Here is a 20384-nt window from a genome sequence, read left to right as displayed (position 1 = left end):
TCGGTCTTGCTTTGATCACGGCGATCAACAGCGAGTTGTCCGAAGCGGGAGGTGCGCAGCTTGGCGACCGGACGATCCCTGGGGCGGCCGTTCGGTTGGCTGTGGACGGCCTACGCGGTCAGCGCCTACGGCTCCGGGCTCGGATTCGGCGCCTTGCCGCTGATCGCCGTCCTGGTGTTGCACGCGGGACCCGCGCAGGTGTCCGCGCTGTCGGCGGTGGGGCCTGCGGTGGGCGCGCTGATCGCGTTGCCGCTCGGGCCGTGGGTGGAGTTCCGCCGCAAGCGGCCGGTGCTGATCGCGATGGACCTGATCCGGTTCGCGGTCATGATGACGATCCCGCTCGCCTACGCCTTCGGCCGGCTCGGTTTCGTCCAATTGCTGGCGGTCTCCGCGGTGGTCGCGGCGGCCAAGATCGCCTTCAACGCGGCGAGCGGCGCGTATCTCAAAGCCATCGTGCGGCCGCAGGACCTACTCGTGGCCAACGCGCGGTTCGAATCGACCACGTGGAGCTCCATAGCCGTCGGGCCGCCGCTGGGCGGGGCGGCGATCGGCCTGTTCGGACCCGTCACCACCGTGGTTGCCGATGCGCTGAGCTACCTGTGCTCCGCGCTGGCGGTCACGGCGATTCGCGGCCGGGAGGACACCCCGCGGCGAACCGGCGAGCGCAGGATGCGGGCCGCTGAGTTGCTCGACGGCTGGCGGCACATTCTGGGTCATCCTGGCCTGCGGGCGCTCTACTTCAACCAATTGCTGGTCGGCGGGTTGATCATGGCCACCGAGCCGTTGCTGGCCGTACTGCTGCTCGGTGAGCTCGGCTTCCCACCCTGGCAGTACTGCCTGGCGTTCGCCGCCCCTTGCGTCGGCGGGCTGATCGGCGCACGCCTCGCCGGTCGTGTCGTACGGCGGTACGGCCGGCACCCGGTCCTGCGTACCGTCGGCACGCTGCGCGCGATCTGGCTGATCGGCCTCGCGTTCGTCCAGCCAGGTGTCGCGGGCCTGGCGACGGTGATCGCTGTCGAGCTCGCGATCATCGTCAGCATGAGCCTGTACAACCCGGTACTGGCCACCTATCGGCTCGAGCACACACCGGAGGACCGCGTCGCCCGCGCCTTGTCGGCCTGGTCGATCAGCAGCAGCGCCGCCATCGCCGCGCTCAGCGCGCTCGGCGGACTGCTCGCCGACGCCACCAGCCCACGCACGGCGATCACAGTCGCGGGACTGCTGATTCTCGCCAGCCCGTTGCTGCTACCCCGCCGCGAGGATTCCGCTCCCGACCAGGCGACAGCCGATGCCCGGCCACCGGCAGCGAGCGTTTCCCGCCGCACGACCGGTCGCTGAGACCGTCGAAATGCTCGCCGGAACATCTGCACGGTGAAGACGTCGTCAGGCCGGGCGGGCGAGCCGGGTCGGCGCCAGGCGGCCGCGAAGGGTGACGGAGTCGCCGAGCTGCCAATGCCGCGCCTCCGGCTCGGCAGCCGCCGCGACGGTCGTGCCGGAGGCGAGCAGCAAGCCCTCTTGCTTGGCGAGTTCGCACAGGCGGGCCGCTTCGTTGACCGCGTCGCCGATGACGGTGAACTCGTAGCGCTGATGCGCGCCGACATTGCCCGCGACCACCCGGCCCGCGGCCACGCCGATGGCGGCGACGAAATCGGCCGCGTCGCTGTCGAGCCTGGCCCGGATCGCGCGGGCGGTGGCCAGCGCCGCGCCCGGTGCGTCGGCCAGCGGCGCGGGCGTGCCGAAGACGGCGAGGGCCGCGTCGCCCTCGAATTTGTTCACCAGCCCGCCGTGGCGCTCCACCTCGTCGACGACGATGCCGAAGAACCGATTGAGGATGGCGACCATCTCCGGCGCGGGGATGCTCGCGGCCATCGTCGTCGAGCCGACGATGTCGATGAACAGGGCGGCGGCATCGGTCTCCACACCGCCGAGCGTCGGGTCGCCCGCCAGTGCGGCCGCGGCGACCTCGCGCCCGACATGCCTGCCGAACAGGTCCCTGATCTGCTCGCGCTCGCGCAGCCCTTCCACCATATGGTTGAAACCGCTCTGCAGCTCACCGAGTTCGGTGCCGTCGTAGACGGCCAGCGCCACATCGAAATCGCCGTCCTCCACCTGACGCATCGCCCGGCGCACGCCGCGGATGGGAGCGACGGTCGCGGCCAGGGTCTGCGTCATCAGCAGCAGACCGAAGACCAGCGTCGCACCGCCGAGCGACAGCACGCAGACCGCCAGCCGCGCCTTGGTGACGTCCTGCATCGTGAGCGCCAGCACCGCGAGCACCATCATCCCGGCCACCGGCAGGCCGGAGCCGACCATCCAGACGATGAGCGAGCGCCCGAAGACGCCGATGTCGCGGCGCCGGCCGGAATCCGCCGCTTCCAGCACCCTGGCGGTGACCGGCCGCAGCGCGAACTCGATGATCAGATAGCTGTTGGCGCACACCACGATGGCGCTGAACGCGATGCCGAAGGCCACTTTCGGGATCAACCGCGGTTCGGCGAGGCCGTACAGCGTGGTCAGCAGCACGAGTCCGCCGCACCACAGCAGCGCTTGATCGCGCACCAGCTTGCGGGGCACCGCCGCGGCCGCGGCTTGCTCGTCCTCGGTCGGCACGTGCTCGGGGTCGGTGGCCCAGCGCAGAACGCGCAACCCGCGGCTGGTGCCCCACCACAGCCCGAGCAACAGCGCGCAGGCCGCGTACAGCGGCGCGGCGAGCGCGTCGAGCAGCAAGAGATCCTGGGTGAACACCGATGGACCCGGCAGGACGAAGCCGACCAGGACGATCGACACGACCATGCCGGTGAGATTGCCCAGCAGCGTGGGCACCGTGAGCAACAACTGAACGCGGATACGGCGCACCCCCGACGACTCCTCGGCGGACCCGAGCAATCGCGACCCCCACGGCGCCGCGGCGAGCGTCACCTCCCTGTGCTGCATGGGTGCAGCGTATGCCGAGCAGCGCCGCGGCGTGGCGGACGCGACCCGGCGACCCGGTCCGCGAATCGTTTCTGCCGTACGCGCCGAAGGCAGGTTCCAGGCGAGGACTCGTCGAGGCCGCAGAAAGGGCCGATCGGTACATGCGCGGACGTCTTGTGGCGTTGTCGAAATCCGAATCGGGTCCCGAAGGGCGCGGCGCGGTCGTTACTCGCGCTGTGCCGTCGCGCAAGGCCCGATCCGGCGGGGAGGCCCCGGCTGCGCCGATCCGCGGGCAGTGTGCCTGTACAGGGCCGATCCGCAGTGGCGGAGCATCCCTCCGCAGGCCCGCCCGGCGCGGCAGACCTGCGGTGCCGTCAGTGGCCCGGTGGCAGCTCGCGGCGATTGGGCTCGGGAAGTTCGGGACGGTGGTGGCCCGGCAGTTCGTCCCTGCGGGCGCCGGTGGGCAGGCCGTAGCCGGCGGCGCCGGTGGGTGGAAGCGAGGAATAGCGCGGCGCGGGGTAGGCGGCGTCGACAACGGTCGAAGCGATGTGCTGGGCGTGCGCGATCTCGGGCGCGCCGGGCTGCAGCTGGTAGCCGACGGCCTGCGGGTGCGAGGTCTGGCCGTCGACGGTGACCTTGCGGGTGCGCCGCAGCGTGAAGGTGATCTCCTCGACCTCCTCGAACGCCTGCCGCGCGGTGCGCAACGGATGCGTCGCCGTGTCGATCGCGTTGGCGACGAACGACGGAACCAGCGGCCGGATGAAACGCGCCGCGGTGTCGGTGAACGGGATCGCGCCGATCAGCGGCAGCTCGAGACCGCCGCTCGGCGCCGGCGCCACGGCGGGCGCCTGCGGGTGCGCGCCGGTGGGAGCGGGTAGGTTCGGCGTCGCCTCGTCGGGCATGGCGCTGTCCTTTCGGTCGTCCGCCGCGGCGGCGGGAAGTTCGGGGCGGCGCGGCGGCTCGGTGATGCCGATCTCGATGCCGCCGATGGCCGCGATGATGCGGGTGCGCTGCCGCTCCCGGTCGATGGCCGTGTCCGCCTCGACGGCGAGGCGGGCGGCGGTGAGCTGCTGCTCGGCGCGCATGGCCTCCGCCTCGGCGCGCACTTCGGCCTGCTTGACCGCGATCGCCGTGTCGGCTTCCCGCTCGGCGCGGTCGAGCACGGTGCGCGCCGCGTTGTGCCGGTCGAACGAGGTCTCGCCACGCCACCAGCGCAGTGCCAGCGGCAGCAGGGCGAGCGCGACGAACGCCACGATGGTGAGGACGCGCAGCGGCAGCGCGTGGTGCACGGTGTAGTCGTTCATCGCCTGCCAGCGCGCGCCGAGCCCGCGGTCGGCGTCGTCGAAGGCGGCGGTCCGTGCGGCCGTCAGGGCGGCCTGGCCCGCGTCGATCCTGCGGTCCGCCGCGTCGACCCGGTCCCGCGCGGTGGCGAGCTGCTTACGCGCGTCGTCGAGCATGGCGTCGGCGGTCCGTGCCTCCGGTCCGCGGCCCGGCACGCCGGTGATCCTGGTCCGAGGGCACTCGGGGGTCGGGTTGAACTCACAGCGCGCGATCACCAAGGCGTGATCGATATCGTTCTGCGCCATGGCGATCGCCTGTTCGAGCGCGGCGCGGTCGGCCCGCGCCCGGTCCAGTTCCGCCTGCGCCGCGACGACCCGCGGCGCCGAATCGAGCGAGCGCTGCGCCTGCTGCTCGAGCACCCGGTCGACGGACCCGCTGAACAAGACGATCGCGGCCAGTTCCGCGAGCAATCCACCGGCCAGCACGGCGACCGCGCCGCGGGCGATCGACCCGAGCCGATCCGGTCCGCCACTCGGCCGCGCCGTCGCCAGCGCACGGGCGAGCGCGCCGGTCAGCGCGGCGAGCACGATGCCGCAGACCACGGCGGCCCACCCGGGCCACGCGGAGGCGGCGGCGAGGGCGGCGACCACACCGGAGATCGTGGCGAACAGCAGCACGACAGCACCGGTGACGGCGTATCCGGCGCGCTCGTGGCGATCCTCGACGGCGCTGGTCCGGCCGCCGCCGAGCCAGGTGAACAAGCCGGTGACGGTCATCGGAATGCACATCCTTCACGTCCCAGGCGCATCACGGGCGCGACGAAACTGTCACGGATTCGTTGTGACAGCGTGACAGGCTCGCCCGCTGCGCAGCGAGCAGGAACGGCTCGATGTGGCCAGGCTCACAGCTCATTCCGCGTAGGGCGCGGCGCGGCCGGTTCGTTCGCCTACGCTGGCGCGGTGATTCGTATCGGGGTGGGCGATTGCGGGAGGTCACGACGTGCGCGGACTCGGGTTGACGCTGCTGGCGGCGGCGCTGCTGATGTGGCCGGTTAGCGCGGGCGCCGCCCCGGCCGAGCCATCGCTCGACCGGCTGGTCGCGCTGGTGGCCGAGCGCTTGGACACCGCCGACGCGGTGGCGGCGGCGAAGTGGGTCGCCGCGGGCGAGCGCGGCATCGAGCCCGCCATCGACGATCCGGTCCGGGAGGCGGAGGTCTACGACACCATGGCCAGGCTCGGCCACGATCGTGAGCTGCCGGAAGGCTGGGTGCGGCAGGTCTTCTTCGGGCAGATCGAGGCCAACAAGACGGTGCAGCGCGGGCTGATGGCGCGGTGGCGCTTCGACCCGGCGGCGGCGCCGAGCGTGCCGGTGGGGCTCGATTCGGTGCGCCCGGTCATCGACCGGGTGAATGTCGAGATCCTCGATCAGCTCGCCAGGCACCGGGCCGAGCTGACCGCGCCGGACTGCGCGGAACAGTTGGCGCGCAGCGTCTTCGGCGTGTTCGCCACCGACCGTTCCGACGCGCTGCACCGAGCGGCGCTGGTGCGCGCCGCCGTGTCGCTCTGCCCGGCGTAGGCCGCGCGGAAGCCCCGCTGGGCGCCCCATTTCCGAAGATGTGTCCAACGCCACTGCCCGATATTTGCTGGATATGTGCTGAAGCCCACAGTGGACAAAAGAGGCCGGACGGTCGGATCATATTCACTGCTTGTCACGCAGCTGTCGGAAATCTCTCACCGGTGCGATCGCCGAGTTAGCCGCCGCCACTTGGTTTGCCGGGCGTCCCACGGGGGAAATCCATTTCGACGCAGGTGAGGGCGGTTTCGCGACCTTGTGAGGAAGGTCTCGGGTCGGTGTCGCGCGCCGGTTTTCCCAGCTGGCACCGGGTGCCAAGGGGATCGATCGCATGGCACTCGCTGCTTTACACTGGACGACGCGCACACGTGGAGGACCCGATGCAGAAGCCCAGCTAAACCTGGTTATTAGCACAACCTAAGTTGGTTGGGCCCTGGACCTGACTTATCGTTTGCTCTTACGCCGAACACAGAACGTTCGGCTACCTCGCCCGCTCGGGCAGCCCTAGCCAGGTGCTCAGCGTAGCGGGCGAGCACCCGCTCGGAGGTAAGGATCTTGTTAGGGATCCGTTACCGAAGGGCACCCACTACGTCACAGAAGCGGGTGGACAACTGCACACCTGATCGCACGCCGAAGACCATCAGCGCGGCTGGCTTCGGAACGTATGGGCGCAGTCTTGTACGGAGGCGTTCGACGAAAGGCCGTTTTTCTTCGAAGGCCGACTTTCTTGAAGGCAGAGGCATGACGCAACTTCCTGGCCACCGGTCACCTGGACCCATCGGGCTCTACGACCCGGCGAACGAGCACGACGCCTGCGGCGTCGCATTCGTCGTCGACATGCACGGCCGCCGCAGCCGCGACATCGTCGACAAGGCTATTACGGCTCTGTTGAACCTGGAGCACCGTGGCGCCGCCGGCGCCGAGCCCAACAGCGGCGACGGTGCGGGCATCCTGATCCAGGTCCCGGACCGCTTCTTCCGCGCCATCGTGGACTTCGAGTTGCCGCCGGAGGGCTCCTATGCCACCGGCATCGCCTTCCTGCCGCAGGCCCGCCGCGAAGCCGCGCGCGCCGCCTACGGCGTGGAGAAGATCGTCAAGGAAGAGGGCCTCGAGGTCCTCGGCTGGCGCGAGGTGCCGATCGACGAGTCGTCGCTGGGCGCGCTGGCGCGCGACGCCATGCCGAGCTTCCGGCAGATCTTCATCGCATCGCCGAAGGGCGCCTCCGATCCGCTGTCGGACATGGATCTGGAGCGTCGCGCCTACGTGGTGCGCAAGCGCGTCGAGCGCGAACTGGGGTCGGCCGGAGCCGGTGAGGGTGCGGTCGGCAGGGAGTCGGTCTACTTCCCGAGCCTGTCGGGGCAGACCTTCGTCTACAAGGGCATGTTCACCACGCCGCAGTTGCGCGCGTTCTACCTGGATCTGCAGGACTCCCGGGTGGAGAGCGCCCTCGGCATCGTGCACTCCCGGTTCTCCACCAACACCTTCCCGTCCTGGCCGCTGGCGCACCCGTTCCGCCGGGTGGCGCACAACGGTGAGATCAACACCGTCACCGGCAACGAGAACTGGATGCGCGCCCGCGAGGCGCTGCTGCGCAGCGACGTCTTCGGCGTCGACTCGGCGGGCAAGAACCGGCTGGAGAAGATCTTCCCCGTCTGTACCCCGGGGGCCAGCGACACCGCCCGGTTCGACGAGGTGCTGGAACTGCTGCACCTCGGCGGCCGCAGCTTGCCCCACGCCGTGCTGATGATGATTCCCGAGGCATGGGAACGCAACGAGACCATGGACCCGCAGCGGCGGGCCTTCTACGAGTACCACTCGATGCTGATGGAGCCGTGGGACGGCCCCGCGTCGGTGTGCTTCACCGACGGCACCGTCGTCGGCGCCGTGCTCGACCGCAACGGCCTGCGGCCGAGCCGCATCTGGGTGACCGAGGACGGCCTGGTCGTGATGGCCTCCGAGGTCGGCGTGCTGGACATCGACCCGTCCAAGGTGGTCAAGAAGGCGCGCCTGCAGCCGGGCCGCATGTTCCTGGTCGACACCGCCCAGGGCCGCATCGTCGGCGACGAAGAGGTCAAGTCCCAGCTCGCCGCCGAGCACCCGTACCAGGAGTGGCTGGACGCGGGCGTCTCCCGCCTCGCCGACCTGCCCGACCGCCCGCACGTGCACATGTCGCACGACCGCGTGCTGATCCGTCAGCAGATCTTCGGATACACCACCGAGGAGCTCAACCTGCTGATCTCGCCGATGGCCAAGACCGGCGGCGAAGCGCTCGGCTCGATGGGCACCGACACCCCGATCGCGGTGCTCTCGGCCCGTCCGCGCCTGCTGTTCGACTACTTCTCCCAGCTGTTCGCGCAGGTCACGAACCCGCCGCTGGACGCGATCCGGGAAGAGGTGGTCACCAGCCTCAAGCGCAACATCGGCCCGGAGGCCGACCTGCTGCACCCGGGGCCGGAGTCCTGCAACATGATCGCGCTGGAGCAGCCGATCCTGGACAACGACGAGCTGGCCAAGCTCGTGCACATCAACGACGACGGATCGCACCCCGAGCTGCGCTCGGTGGTCGTGCGCGGCCTGTACCCGGTGAAGAAGGGCGGCAAGGGCCTGCGCAAGGCGCTGGAGGCGATCAACACCCAGGTGTCGGCCGCCATCGACGGCGGGGCGCGGATCATCGTGCTCTCCGACCGCGAGTCCAACGAGAAGCTGGCGCCGATCCCGTCGCTGCTGCTGACCTCCTCGGTGCACCACCACTTGGTGCGCGAGCGCACCCGCACCATGGTCGGCCTCGTCGTCGAAGCCGGTGACGCCCGCGAGGTGCACCACATGGCCACCCTGGTCGGCTTCGGCGCCGCCGCGATCAACCCCTACATGGCCTTCGAGACCATCGAGGACATGCTCGAGCGCGGCGCGCTGGAGATGCCGGGCAGCACCGGCGACCTGGCCGCCGACTACCGCAAGGCGGTCGCGAACTACAACAAGGCCGCGGGCAAGGGCGTGCTGAAGGTGATGTCCAAGATGGGCATCTCCACGCTGGCCTCCTACAACGGCGCCCAGCTGTTCCAGGTGATCGGCCTGTCGCAGGAGCTGGTGGACGAGTACTTCACCGGCCTGCGCTCGCACCTGGACGGCATCGGCCTCGACGAGATCGCCGAGGACGTCGCCCAGCGGCACCGCATCGCGTTCCTGGAGAACCGCAACGAGCGCGCGCACCGCGAGCTCGAGGTCGGCGGTGAGTACCAGTGGCGGCGCGAGGGCGAATACCACCTGTTCAACCCGGACACGGTGTTCAAGCTGCAGCACGCGACCCGGTCCGGCCAGTACTCGATCTTCAAGGAGTACACCAAGCTGGTCGACGACCAGTCCGAGCGGCTGGCGTCGCTGCGCGGCCTGTTCAAGTTCAAGCACAAGGCGCGCAACCCGATTCCGATCGAGGAGGTCGAGCCGGCCTCGGAGATCGTGAAGCGGTTCTCCACCGGCGCGATGAGCTACGGCTCCATCTCGGCGGAGGCGCACGAGACCCTGGCGATCGCGATGAACCGCCTCGGCGGCCGGTCGAACTCGGGTGAGGGCGGCGAGTCGCCCGCGCGCTTCGAGCCGGAGGAGAACGGCGACTGGCGGCGCAGCGCGATCAAGCAGGTGGCCTCCGGCCGCTTCGGCGTGACCGCGCACTACCTGACCAACTGCACCGACATCCAGATCAAGATGGCGCAGGGCGCCAAGCCCGGTGAGGGCGGCCAGCTTCCGGCGCACAAGGTGTACCCGTGGGTCGCCGAGGTGCGGCACTCGACGCCGGGCGTCGGCCTGATCTCGCCGCCGCCGCACCACGACATCTACTCGATCGAGGATCTGGCGCAGCTGATCCACGACCTGAAGAACGCCAACCCGCAGGCGCGCATCCACGTGAAGCTGGTCGCCGAGCCGGGCGTCGGCACCGTCGCGGCCGGGGTCTCCAAGGCGCACGCCGACGTGGTGCTGATCTCCGGCCACGACGGCGGCACCGGCGCTTCGCCGCTGACCTCGCTCAAGCACGCGGGCGGCCCCTGGGAGCTCGGCTTGGCCGAGACCCAGCAGACGCTGCTGCTCAACGGGTTGCGCGACCGCATCGTGGTGCAGGTCGACGGTCAGATGAAGACGGGCCGCGACGTGATGATCGCCGCGCTGCTCGGCGCCGAGGAGTACGGCTTCGCCACCGCTCCGCTGGTGGTCTCCGGCTGCATCATGATGCGCGTCTGCCACCTGGACACCTGCCCGGTCGGCGTCGCGACGCAGAACCCCGTGCTGCGCGAGCGGTTCACCGGCAAGCCGGAGTTCGTCGAGAACTTCTTCCTGTTCATCGCCGAGGAGGTCAGGGAGCTGCTGGCGCAGCTGGGCTTCCGCACGCTGGACGAGGCCATCGGCCGGGTCGACCTGCTCGACACCTCGCGGGCCAAGCAGCACTGGAAGGCCAGCAAGCTGGACCTCTCGCCGATCCTGGACGACGTCGAGACGGCGTTCATGTACCAGGACCGCCGCTGCACCAAGGCGCAGGACCACGGCCTGGACAAGGCGCTGGACCAGCAGCTGATCGCGCAGAGCCGGGACGCGCTCGAGCGCGGCCAGGCGGTGAAGTTCGAGACCAAGATCACGAACGTGAACCGCACCGTCGGCACCATGCTCGGCCACGAGGTGACCAAGCTCTACGGCGGCGCTGGCCTGCCCGACGACACCATCGACATCACCTTCACCGGTTCGGCGGGCAACAGCTTCGGCGCCTTCGTGCCCGCTGGCATCACGCTGCGCGTGCAGGGTGACGCGAACGACTATGTCGGCAAGGGTCTTTCCGGCGGCCGCCTGGTGGTGCGCCCGTCGCTGAACGCGCCCGGCGAGTTCGCCGCCGAGCAGAACATCATCGCGGGCAACGTGATCCTGTTCGGCGCGACCAGCGGTCAGGTGTTCCTCAGCGGTGTGGTCGGCGAGCGGTTCGCCGTGCGCAACTCCGGCGCCACCGCGGTGGTCGAGGGCGTCGGCGACCACGCTTGCGAGTACATGACCGGCGGCCGGGTGGTCATCCTGGGTGAGACCGGACGCAACTTCGGCGCCGGTATGTCCGGCGGCGTGGCGTTCGTCTTCGACCCGGAGGGCACCTTCGCGTCGAGGCTCAATCCCGAGCAGGCCGACGCCGTCGAGCAGTTGGCCGGCGACGACTTCACCTGGCTGCACGACATCATCACCCAGCACCGCGACCAGACCGGTTCCCCGGTCGCCGAGCGCATTCTGAGCGACTGGTCGCAGCAGGTGAACCACTTCGTGAAGCTCATGCCGCGCGAATACAAGAAAGTTTTGCTCGCCATCTCCGAAGCTGAGAAGAGCGGCAAGGACGTGGACGAGGCGATTATGGAGGCCGCACGTGGCTGACCCCCAGGGTTTTCTGAAGCACACCACACGGGAACTGCCCAAGCGGCGCCCGGTGCCGCTGCGCCTGATGGACTGGAAAGAGGTCTACGAGGAGAACTTCTCCCACGAGACCTTGCGGACCCAGGCCAGCCGGTGCATGGACTGCGGTATCCCGTTCTGCCACAACGGCTGCCCGCTGGGGAACCTGATCCCCGAGTGGAACGACCTGGTCTACAAGGACCGCTGGCGGGAAGGCATCGACCGGCTGCACGCGACCAACAACTTCCCGGAGTTCACCGGGCGGTTGTGCCCCGCGCCGTGCGAGGCGTCCTGCGTGCTCGGCATCAACCAGGATCCGGTCACGATCAAGCAGGTCGAGGTCGAGATCATCGAGAACGCCTTCGACGAGGGCTGGGTGACCCCGGTCTACCCGACCCGCCTCACCGGCAAGAAGGTCGCCGTCGTCGGTTCCGGTCCGGCCGGTTTGGCCGCGGCGCAGCAGCTGACCCGCGCAGGCCACACCGTGACCGTGTTCGAGCGGGCCGACCGCATCGGCGGTCTGCTGCGCTACGGCATCCCGGAATTCAAGATGGAGAAGCGCTTCATCGATCGCCGTCTGGCGCAGATGGAGGCCGAGGGCACCATCTTCAAGACCGGCGTGAACGTCGGCGTCGACATCACCGCCGAGCAGCTGCGCGAGCAGTTCGACGCGATCGTGCTGGCCGGTGGCGCCACGCTGGCGCGTGACCTGCCGATCCCCGGCCGCGACCTGGACGGCATCCACCAGGCCATGGAGTTCCTGCCCTGGGCCAACCGGGTGCAGCTCGGCGACGACGTCACCGACGAAGAGGGGCTGCCGCCCATCCACGCGAAGGGCAAGAAGGTCGTCATCATCGGCGGTGGCGACACCGGCGCCGACTGCCTCGGCACCTCGCACCGCCAGGGCGCGGCCAGCGTGCACCAGTTCGAGATCATGCCGCGTCCGCCGGAGGAGCGCGCCGCGTCCACCCCGTGGCCGACCTACCCGCTGATGTACCGGGTGTCATCGGCGCACGAGGAGGGCGGCGAGCGGGTGTTCTCGGTGAACACCGAGCGCTTCGTCGGCGCGGACGGCAAGGTGACCGGCCTGCAGGCGCACGAGGTCAAGATGGTCAACGGCCGCTTCGAGAAGGTCGAGGGCACCGACTTCACCCTCGAGGCCGACCTGGTGCTGCTGGCCATGGGCTTCGTCGGTCCCGAGAAGCCGGGCCTGCTCACCGATCTCGGCGTCGGCTACGACCAGCGCGGCAACGTGCAGCGCGACAAGAACTGGGCGACCAACGTGCCCGGCGTCTTCGTCGCCGGTGACATGGGCCGCGGCCAGTCGCTCATCGTCTGGGCCATCGCCGAGGGCCGCGCCGCGGCCGCGGGCGTGGACCGGTACCTGGAAGGCGAGACCGCCCTTCCGGCGCCGATCACCCCCACCATGGTGGCTCAGCGCTAGGTCCCCTCTCTTACCGGAGCGGAAACGAAGGCGCCTGTGGACAACTCGTCCACAGGCGCCTTTTTCGTGCCCGAATCGGACCATTCATCCCTCGATTTCCCGGCTTCGAGTCGCCCCGGCGACGGAAATCCGACACACTACGGGGTTCGAATGGCATTGCGGCGGGCGTGGCCTTATTGTGATCTCCGGCGTGCTGCTGATCTTGGGATGCGGTTGTGAGTGCACGTCATCCGGTCGGGTGACTTGTGTTCACCCGGCGTGCACTGGAACGACATCCAGTGAGTTCAGCATTGACGCGGCAACTCGGCGGGAAGTTCGACGAGGGCGAGGTTTGGAGCGGTATGCAGTGGAAGAAGGTCGTCGCGGCTCTGGGCGCGTCCGCGACCGTGATGTCCGGCTTGGTTTTCGGTAGCGGTTCGGCGATCGCCGCGCCCGGTTGCCCGAGCCTGTACGTGGTGGCGATCCCGGGCACCTGGGAGACCGGGCACGAGAAGAACCCGCAGCCGGGCATGCTGGCCGGCGTCACCCGTGGCCTACCGTCCTCAGCGGAGGTCGACTACGTGACCTACGCCGCGACCGCTTTCCCTTGGGAGGGCGAGATCTACGGCAACTCCAAGAAGGAAGCGGTCGACAACGCGCGCGGCCTGATCGCGAACATGGCCCAGCGGTGCGGCGCGACCAAGATCGCGCTGGTCGGCTACAGCCAGGGCGCGGACGCCGCCGGTGATCTCGCCGCCGAGATCGGCACCGGTCTCGGTGTGGTGCCGCCCGATCGCGTCGCCGGTGTCGGCCTGATCTCCGATCCGCGCCGTTCGCCCACCGACATCCAGGTCGGCCCGGTCGCGCCGGGCGCGGGCGCCGGTGGTCCCCGCGTCGGCGGCTTCGGCTGGGTCAGCGATCGCACCCGCACCATCTGCGCGCTCGACGACCTCTACTGCGCCACCGCGACCGAGGACTTCGTCACGCGGTTCGCCGGATTCCTCGCCCAGGCCTCGGACGCCAACCCGGCCAATATGTGGCGCTACCAGATCGAGGCGGGCAACATCCTCGGCGACCTGATGAACTCGGGCGGCGTCCCCGTCCTGCAGGCGCAGCTGACCGACTCGGCCAACGAGCAGCGGGTCAAGGACCTGGAGCGTTTCTACAAGTCCCAGGCGCACACCCTGTACGGCAGCTACCCCGTCGGTGGCGGCCAGACGGCGATCTCCTGGATGCACAACTGGATCGCTGGCATGGCCTGAGCGAGCAACGAAACCGAGGGCCCACCTCCGAATTCGGAGGTGGGCCCTTTTCGATGTGGTGGGGACTAGCTGGATCCGGTCGGCGGAAGCACATGGAAGAAGTGCCGCTGCCGCGGGCCATCCGGCCACGGGCCGCCGTCCGGCCCGCGGTCCGGGCCGTCGTGCCGTTCGAAGTGTTCGAAATGACGAGGGCCGTCCGGCCCGCGGTCCGGGCCGTCGTGCCGTTCGAAGTGTTCGAAATGACGCGGGCCGCCGTCGATGTCGGCGCCCTGCTGCGGTGCGTCGACCAGCTGGATCTGACCCTGATCGGCGGGAGTTTCGGCGGACGCGGTCGCGGCGAGTGCTGCGAGCGGGACGGTGACGAGCGCGCCTGCGGCGGCTATTCCGGCCAGCCGCCGCAGCGGCGTAACGGTTTTGGAGAGCGACACGGAATTCCTTTCTCTCGAACCGTGAGCCGCTGTTCGGCAGCGGCTCACCGGTCTTATCGAAGATTCCGTCACTGGGACATCGGTGCGATGGACCTGGCAATCGGCTGTGAATTCTCGCCGCCTAGTGATAATGCCGCGCAAGGGATCCCAGACCTGCCATTCTCATTGGGGGCCGCGCTTCGACGGCGATCTCCTGGATGCCCAGCGGGATCGCAGGAATGGCCTGGACAGGCGCCGAAACCCGCAGGGCCCGCCTCCGAACGAGGAGACGGGCCCTGCGGTTGCGATGTGACCGGCCGGGTCAGCTCGACCCGGTCGGCGGCAGGAACTGCTGCGGCGCCGGGCCATCCTGCCTCGGGCCGTCGTTCGGTCCACGGCCGGGTCCGTTGTCCGGGCCACGACCCGGGCCGTTGTCGGGACCGTGCCCTGGGCCGTTGTCCGGTCCACGACCCTGATCGTCGTGCCGTCCGTCCCGGTCGAAATCGCGGTCGTGGTCGGCGACCTGCTGCGGTGCGTCCACGACCTGCACCACGCCCGGCGCTGCCGGGGTTTCGGCGGACGCGGTCGTCGCCAGAGCGGCCAGGGGGACGGCGATCAGCGCACCGGCGACGGCCACACGGGCCAGACGCCGCAGTGGCGTGGCAGTTTCGAGAAGCGACACGGAATTCCTTTCGTTGGGACCGTGGGCCGCCGATCGGAGCGGCTCACGTGTCCTATCTCAGATTCCGTGACTGGGACACCGGTTCGATACGCCTGGTAATCGGCTGTGAGTGCTCAGCGCGCGGCGATATTGCGCGGCAGCAGATCCCAGACGTGCCCGTTCTCGTTGACGGTCGCGGCCGTGCGACGGCCGGTGCGGGAGAACAGGACGCGGGTGATCGAGCAGTAGTCGATAGGGAAGGTCAGCGGCCGTTCCAGCCCGAGGACCTCTTGCAGCAGCACGTTGATCACACCGCCGTGCGCGAACACGACCACCGTGTCGGCCGGATCGGTGGCCGCGACGATGCCGGTGACCGCGGCGTGCACCCTGGCCTTGAACGCCGCACCGTCCACCTGCGCCGGAAGATGCCCGGCCTCGATCCGGTCATAGGCGTCGCGGAACTCGACCTTGGCGTCTTCGATGGGGATGTAGGCCGGGAGATCGCGATCGTATTCGGCGAGGTCGTCGACGACCTCGACGCCGAGCCCCAGTTTCGCCGCGGTCGGCGCGGCCGTCTCCCGAGCCCGGCGCTGCGGGCTGCTCACCACCCGGGAAATCCGGTGATGACCGAGCGCGGCAGGCACCCGCTCGGCCTGCTCCAGTCCCACCGGGGCCAACTCCGGATCGGCGGGCCCACCCGTGCTGAGCATCCGGACCGGCTGGGCATGGCGAACGAGAATCAACTGCACCCGCCCCACTCTGCCGGATGCCCGTGGCCCATTCGATCCGGCCCCGTCAACCCTTCGTCCGACCCATCAGGGGGTGACATACTCGAACCATGACCGTCGAGCCGTTTCCGCAGTGGCTGCGCCCGCCGCCGGGCGGGTTCGCCGCCGAGGATCTCGATCGCCTGCCAGACCTTCCCCCGCACACCGAGCTGATCGACGGGAGTCTCGTCTTCGCGAGTCCGCAGGCGCAGTTCCATATGTTGGTCATTACATTGCTCGACTCCGCTCTGCGCCGCCTCGCCCCTCCGCAACTGCGCGTGCGACGGGAAATGACTGTGACTCTCGGGCGGGATCAGCGGCCGGAACCGGACATTGTCGTGATCCACGCCGAAAGCGTCGGCGGCCCCGAACTGACTACCTACCGCGCCGATGATGTCGTGTTGGCAGCCGAGGTGGTGTCCGCCGAATCGCGTACTCGTGATCGGGAGCGCAACCGCAGCTTTATGCTCGCGCAGGCATCGCTCACTTCTGGCGAGTGGAGAACGTAGATGGCCGCCCGGTCGTCTACGTCTACGTACTCGATCCAGCCACGAAGACGTACGCGCTTACCGGAATTCACCACGATCGCCTGAAGCTCACCGTGCCGTTCGATCTGGATATCGATCTCACCGAGATCGATCGGCTTTAGAAACGATCGGTTCGGCTTCGGGCGAGCGCGCTAGGGCATTCATTCGGTCGAACCACGGGCGCCCGCACGGACGGGTCGCGCTGCTGCGGAGACGGCGTACGAGCGTGCTTCAGACCACAGCAAGGGTGGTGCGAATCGACGCCCCGGTTCGTATGGGCCGAGCCAGGGCCGTCGAAGTCTGCCGTCAGTTGTTCTTCCTGCGCTTGGTCAGCAGGTAGATGCCGCCGATGATGAGCGCGACCACCAGCAGGCAGCAGAGCGCGCCGATGATCAGGCCGCCGCCGCCCCTGCTCTTCTTCTTTTTGGCGGCCAGCTCGAGCGCGGAGTTCCACGTGTCGGGGCTGGCCCACACGGAATGGTCCAGCAGACTCGCGTTTGTCAGCAGGTCAAGGTACATATCGGAACCCCTTTGGTGTAGCGGCCTCCTCCCGGGGCCGAAACTCCTAGAGTAGCGGTCCGATTCGATCGATGAGAACCCTTCCGGGCCGAAGGCTCGATCAGCGTGGTTTCACCAAGGGGAACGGCAGTGTCTCGCGAATGCTGCGTCCGGTGATCAGCATGACGACGCGGTCGACGCCCATGCCGAGCCCGCCGGTCGGCGGCATCGCGTGCTCGAGCGCCTGCAGGAAGTCCTCGTCCAGCTCCATCGCCTCCGGATCACCGTTGGCCGCGAGCAGCGACTGCTCGGTGAGCCTGCGGCGCTGCTCGACGGGGTCGGTGAGTTCGCTGTAGGCGGTGCCGAGTTCGACGCCCCAGGCGACCAGGTCCCAGCGCTCGGTCACGCCGGGAATGCTGCGGTGCTGCCTGGTCAAGGGGGACACCGAGGTAGGGAAGTCGATGTAGAAAGTCGGTTCCTCGGTGCGGGATTCGACCAGGTGCTCGTACATTTCCAGCACCACCTGACCGGCGTCCCAGCCGTGCTGACAGGGCACCTCGGCCTTTTCGCACAGCGCGCGCAACTCCTCGACATCGGTCTCGGGGGTGATCTCCGCGCCGACCGCGTCCGACACCGCGCCGTGCACCGTCCGCACCCGCCAGTCGCCGGAGATGTCCACCTCTTCGAAGGTGCCGTCGCCCTTGGGCCGCAGGGCCACCATGGCGCCGTTGGCCGCGATCGCGGCGTTCTGGATCAGCCTCCGGCAGGTGTGCATCATGCGCTCGTAGTCGCTGTGCGCCTCGTAGGCCTCGAGAATGGTGAACTCCGGATTGTGGCTGAAGTCGACGCCCTCGTTGCGGAAGGTGCGCCCGATCTCGAACACCTTCTCCATGCCGCCGACACACAGCCGCTTCAGATACAGCTCGGGAGCGATGCGCAGGTACAGGTCGAGATCGTAGGCGTTGATGTGGGTGAGGAACGGAGTGGCGTTGGCGCCGCCGTGCACCTGTTGCAGGATCGGCGTCTCCACTTCCAGGTAGCCGAGGGAGTTCAGCGAATCACGCAGCGAGCGCACCACCGCGCTGCGCTTGGCCAGCACTTCGCGGATCTCGGTGTTGATCGCCATGTCCACGTAGCGCTGCCGCACCCTGGCCTCGGGGTCGGCCAGCCCTTTCCACTTGTCCGGCAAGGGGTGCAGGCATTTGCCCAGCATCCGCCAGTCCGCCGCGAGCAGCGACAGCTCACCGCGCCTGCTGGCCCCGATCTGACCGCTCACCTCGATCAGGTCGCCCAGGTCGAAGAACTCGCCGAACTCGGCGCTGCGTGCGGCCCCGACCCGGTCGCGATCGATGACCAGCTGGATGTCGTCGGTCCAGTCCCGGACCACCGCGAAGATCACGCCGCCGTAGTCGCGGATGCGCAGCAGCCTGCCGCAAACGCGGACCGTGGTGCCGCGCGGGGAACGTCGCGCGTCGGCGACGGTATGTGTCGGCGGGTAGGCGACCGGGTAAGGATCGATGCCGGATTCCGCCAGCCGAGCCAGTTTGTCCATGCGAACGCGGACCTGTTCCGGCCTGCGCGGCAACTGTTCGGCGTCCTCGATTTCGGGCAGGTCCGGCGGGCTGCCGTCGGCGTGCAGACCCGTCACGGTCGCGGGCACAGCGACATGCTCACCGGTGTGTATCGCGGTGTCCGGCTCCTTGCCGAACCGCGGCAGGAAGCCTTCGGCCAGCGCGCTGGCCACCGCGACGCGCGGGAGCTGTCTGCGCTCTTCGAACAGGAAGAACCGGGGCACCCAGTGCGGCTGGTACTTCACGTTCGAGCGATACAGCGCCTCCAGCTGCCACCAGCGGGAGAAGAACAGCAGCACGCCGCGCCACAAGCGCAGCACGGGACCGGCCCCGATCCGGCCGCCCTCCTCGAACACCGAGCGGAACACCGCGAAGTTCAGCGACACCTTGGTGATGCCGTACAGCTCCGAGTTCAGCGCGAGCTGCGAGATCATCAGCTCCATCACGCCGTTGGGACCCCCTGGATCGCGGCGCATCAGCTCCAGCGAGACGCCGGTGCGGCCCCACGGCACCAGCGACAGCATGCCGAGCACCCGGTCCTGCGGATTGACCGCCTCCACCAGCAGGCAGTCGCCGTCCAGCGGGTCGCCCAGTCTGCCCAGCGCCATGGAGAACCCGCGTTCGGTCTCGGTGTCGCGCCAGGCGTCGGCGCGGGCGATGATCCGGGGGAACTCCTCGGCGGGGATATCGCGATGCCTGCGGATGCGGACCACGACACCGTGTTTGCGCAGCCGGTTCGCGGCCTGGCGGACCGGCTTCATCTCGGGTCCCGCCAGCGAGAAGTTCCTGGTGTCCAGAATCGCCTCGTCGCCGAGACGCAGCGCGGAAAGGCCCGCGCGCCGGTACGCCGTCGCACCGAGTTCGCTGGCGCCCATCACCGCGGGCGCCCAGCCGAATTGATCGGCCTGACGCAGCCAGGCATCGATGGCCTGCGGCCACGCCTCGCGGATGCCGATCGGGTCGCCACTGGCCAAGGAGACGCCCAGTTCCACCCGATAGGTCACCGCCGCCTTGCCGCTGGGGGCGAACACCACCGCCTTGTCCCGGCGGGTGGCGAAGTAGCCGAGCGAATCCTCCACGTCCGAGCGCTCCAGCAGCCCGCGCAGCGCCGACTCGTCGGTGCCGGTCATCGCGTTCGCCGCGCGTTGGGAGCGCAGCAGGATGATCACCGCCGCCAGCAGCGCGACAGCGCCGAACAGGCCGAGCAGGAAGTTGACGAACGGTCGCGGATGTCCGTCGAAGCGCTCGTTCTCCGCCAGCACCGCCGCGGTCACCCGGTAGACCGCCCATCCCGGCCGCTGCAGGCCCGGCGGAAGACTGCCTGGGAACAGCTCCACCAGCCCCCAGCCCAGTAGCGCGCCGATCGCCAGTCCACCGACCAGCACGCCGAGCGCCTTCCACCCGGCGCCGCGGCGCACCTTGGTGTAGAACTCCGGCCACGCCGCGATGAGCACGCCGATCACGGCCGAGTGCAGCACCATCGCCACCAGCGCGTGAATGCTGCCGCGCTCGGCGAAGGCGATGGCGTTGACCACCGTGTAGAGCGTCAGATAACCGATCAGCAACCACCAGGCGATCCGTTTGCGGCTGGCGATCGCACCGGCTGTCAGCCCGACCACCAGCGCCCACATCAAGTTCGTGTCCGGCGCGTCGAAGTAATAGGCATCGATATAGCGGCGCGGCACCTGGGTCAGGAAACGCAGCGCGGGGGAGAGGCTCCAGAGGAAGCACAGCACCGCGAATACACCGAGCGTCAATCCCGCGATATGCGGCACTTCCGAAAGGCGTCCGTGACCACGGTGTGGAACCGGCGGAGTCGGTTTATCCGCGGGTGGCGCGGTGTCGAGGTGTTGCTGGGCTTGCGTGGAGGTCACGGAACCAGTGTGTACGTGAGTGTGTCGGATTTGCCAAGCCTGCGGCGCGCGTGTTTGTTCGGTGTTCGCGCGGTCCGGAGTCCGGCGCGGTACGTTTCCCGCCGGGACGGCTCGACGACGAAGTTTCGTGATTCCGCGCCGACCTGGGCGGAGCGGCCGGCCAAATCGGCGTGAATTCGGTGCATACGGTGGAGACGGTCCGATTTCTGCGCGGAG

At 69.0% G+C, this 20384-nt stretch carries 14 protein-coding genes; 7 read left to right on the top strand and 7 right to left on the bottom strand.

All coding sequences use genetic code 11. The features are described 5' to 3' along the window. Positions 1–60 precede the first annotated feature (60 nt). The gene (locus ACH49X_RS09035; RefSeq protein WP_357106944.1) at positions 61–1338 is read left to right on the top strand and encodes an MFS transporter; all 1278 of its coding nucleotides are present in this window, start codon (positions 61–63) and stop codon (positions 1336–1338) included. 45 nt (positions 1339–1383) lie between these two features. Here ACH49X_RS09035 and ACH49X_RS09030 read toward each other — a convergent pair whose 3' ends face one another. Both ACH49X_RS09030 and ACH49X_RS09025 read right to left on the bottom strand, forming a co-directional pair. Further along, the gene (locus tag ACH49X_RS09030; RefSeq protein WP_357207620.1) at positions 1384–2934 is read right to left on the bottom strand and encodes an adenylate/guanylate cyclase domain-containing protein; all 1551 of its coding nucleotides are present in this window, start codon (positions 2932–2934) and stop codon (positions 1384–1386) included. Between the two features lie 353 nt (positions 2935–3287). Continuing rightward, positions 3288–4970 carry a DUF4407 domain-containing protein gene (locus ACH49X_RS09025; RefSeq protein WP_357106949.1) on the bottom strand — a complete coding sequence of 561 codons (1683 nt, stop codon included), beginning with the start codon at positions 4968–4970 and terminating at the stop codon, positions 3288–3290. A gap of 223 nt (positions 4971–5193) precedes the next feature. Here ACH49X_RS09025 and aroQ point away from each other — a divergent pair, with 223 nt between their 5' ends. The 4 genes from aroQ to ACH49X_RS09005 all read left to right on the top strand — a co-directional run bounded on the left by aroQ (position 5194) and on the right by ACH49X_RS09005 (position 13863). Further along, entirely contained in the window at positions 5194–5769 is a 576-nt protein-coding gene (gene aroQ / locus ACH49X_RS09020) for a gamma subclass chorismate mutase AroQ (protein WP_357106952.1), read from the top strand. 738 nt (positions 5770–6507) lie between these two features. Further along, a complete protein-coding gene (gene gltB / locus ACH49X_RS09015) occupies positions 6508–11160 on the top strand; it encodes a glutamate synthase large subunit (protein ID WP_195079624.1) in 4653 nt (1550 codons plus the stop codon). Beyond that, entirely contained in the window at positions 11153–12622 is a 1470-nt protein-coding gene (locus ACH49X_RS09010; RefSeq protein ID WP_195079625.1) for a glutamate synthase subunit beta, read from the top strand. Before gltB ends, ACH49X_RS09010 begins: the two co-directional genes overlap by 8 nt. A gap of 341 nt (positions 12623–12963) precedes the next feature. After that, positions 12964–13863, top strand: a complete 900-nt coding sequence (locus ACH49X_RS09005) for a cutinase family protein (RefSeq protein ID WP_195079879.1) — start codon at positions 12964–12966, stop codon at positions 13861–13863. 65 nt (positions 13864–13928) lie between these two features. Here the strand turns inward: ACH49X_RS09005 and ACH49X_RS09000 are convergent, their stop codons facing one another. From ACH49X_RS09000 to ACH49X_RS08990, 3 genes are all read right to left on the bottom strand, one after another. Further along, positions 13929–14291 carry a hypothetical protein gene (locus ACH49X_RS09000; RefSeq protein WP_195079626.1) on the bottom strand — a complete coding sequence of 121 codons (363 nt, stop codon included), beginning with the start codon at positions 14289–14291 and terminating at the stop codon, positions 13929–13931. 301 nt (positions 14292–14592) lie between these two features. Next, positions 14593–14952 carry a hypothetical protein gene (locus ACH49X_RS08995; RefSeq protein ID WP_195079627.1) on the bottom strand — a complete coding sequence of 120 codons (360 nt, stop codon included), beginning with the start codon at positions 14950–14952 and terminating at the stop codon, positions 14593–14595. A gap of 113 nt (positions 14953–15065) precedes the next feature. Next, positions 15066–15680 carry a histidine phosphatase family protein gene (locus tag ACH49X_RS08990; RefSeq protein ID WP_357207624.1) on the bottom strand — a complete coding sequence of 205 codons (615 nt, stop codon included), beginning with the start codon at positions 15678–15680 and terminating at the stop codon, positions 15066–15068. An 89-nt stretch (positions 15681–15769) separates the two neighbouring features. On the opposite strand from ACH49X_RS08990, the gene ACH49X_RS08985 reads away from it, so the two are divergent. Further along, entirely contained in the window at positions 15770–16207 is a 438-nt protein-coding gene (locus ACH49X_RS08985; RefSeq protein ID WP_323124353.1) for a Uma2 family endonuclease, read from the top strand. Continuing rightward, positions 16195–16347, top strand: a complete 153-nt coding sequence (locus ACH49X_RS08980; protein ID WP_323124354.1) for a hypothetical protein — start codon at positions 16195–16197, stop codon at positions 16345–16347. The genes ACH49X_RS08985 and ACH49X_RS08980 overlap by 13 nt, the downstream gene beginning before the upstream one ends. A gap of 184 nt (positions 16348–16531) precedes the next feature. Here ACH49X_RS08980 and ACH49X_RS08975 read toward each other — a convergent pair whose 3' ends face one another. Then, positions 16532–16744, bottom strand: a complete 213-nt coding sequence (locus tag ACH49X_RS08975) for a hypothetical protein (RefSeq protein WP_039794184.1) — start codon at positions 16742–16744, stop codon at positions 16532–16534. Between the two features lie 100 nt (positions 16745–16844). After that, on the bottom strand, positions 16845–20168 hold the full coding sequence (lysX, locus tag ACH49X_RS08970) for a bifunctional lysylphosphatidylglycerol synthetase/lysine--tRNA ligase LysX (protein ID WP_195079629.1): 3324 nt from the start codon (positions 20166–20168) through the stop codon (positions 16845–16847). Positions 20169–20384 lie beyond the last annotated feature (216 nt).

It is taken from the genome of Nocardia sp. NPDC019323 (assembly GCF_044389845.1).
Lineage (GTDB): Bacteria > Actinomycetota > Actinomycetes > Mycobacteriales > Mycobacteriaceae > Nocardia > Nocardia implantans.
This window is presented reverse-complemented; position numbering and strand designations above follow the sequence as displayed.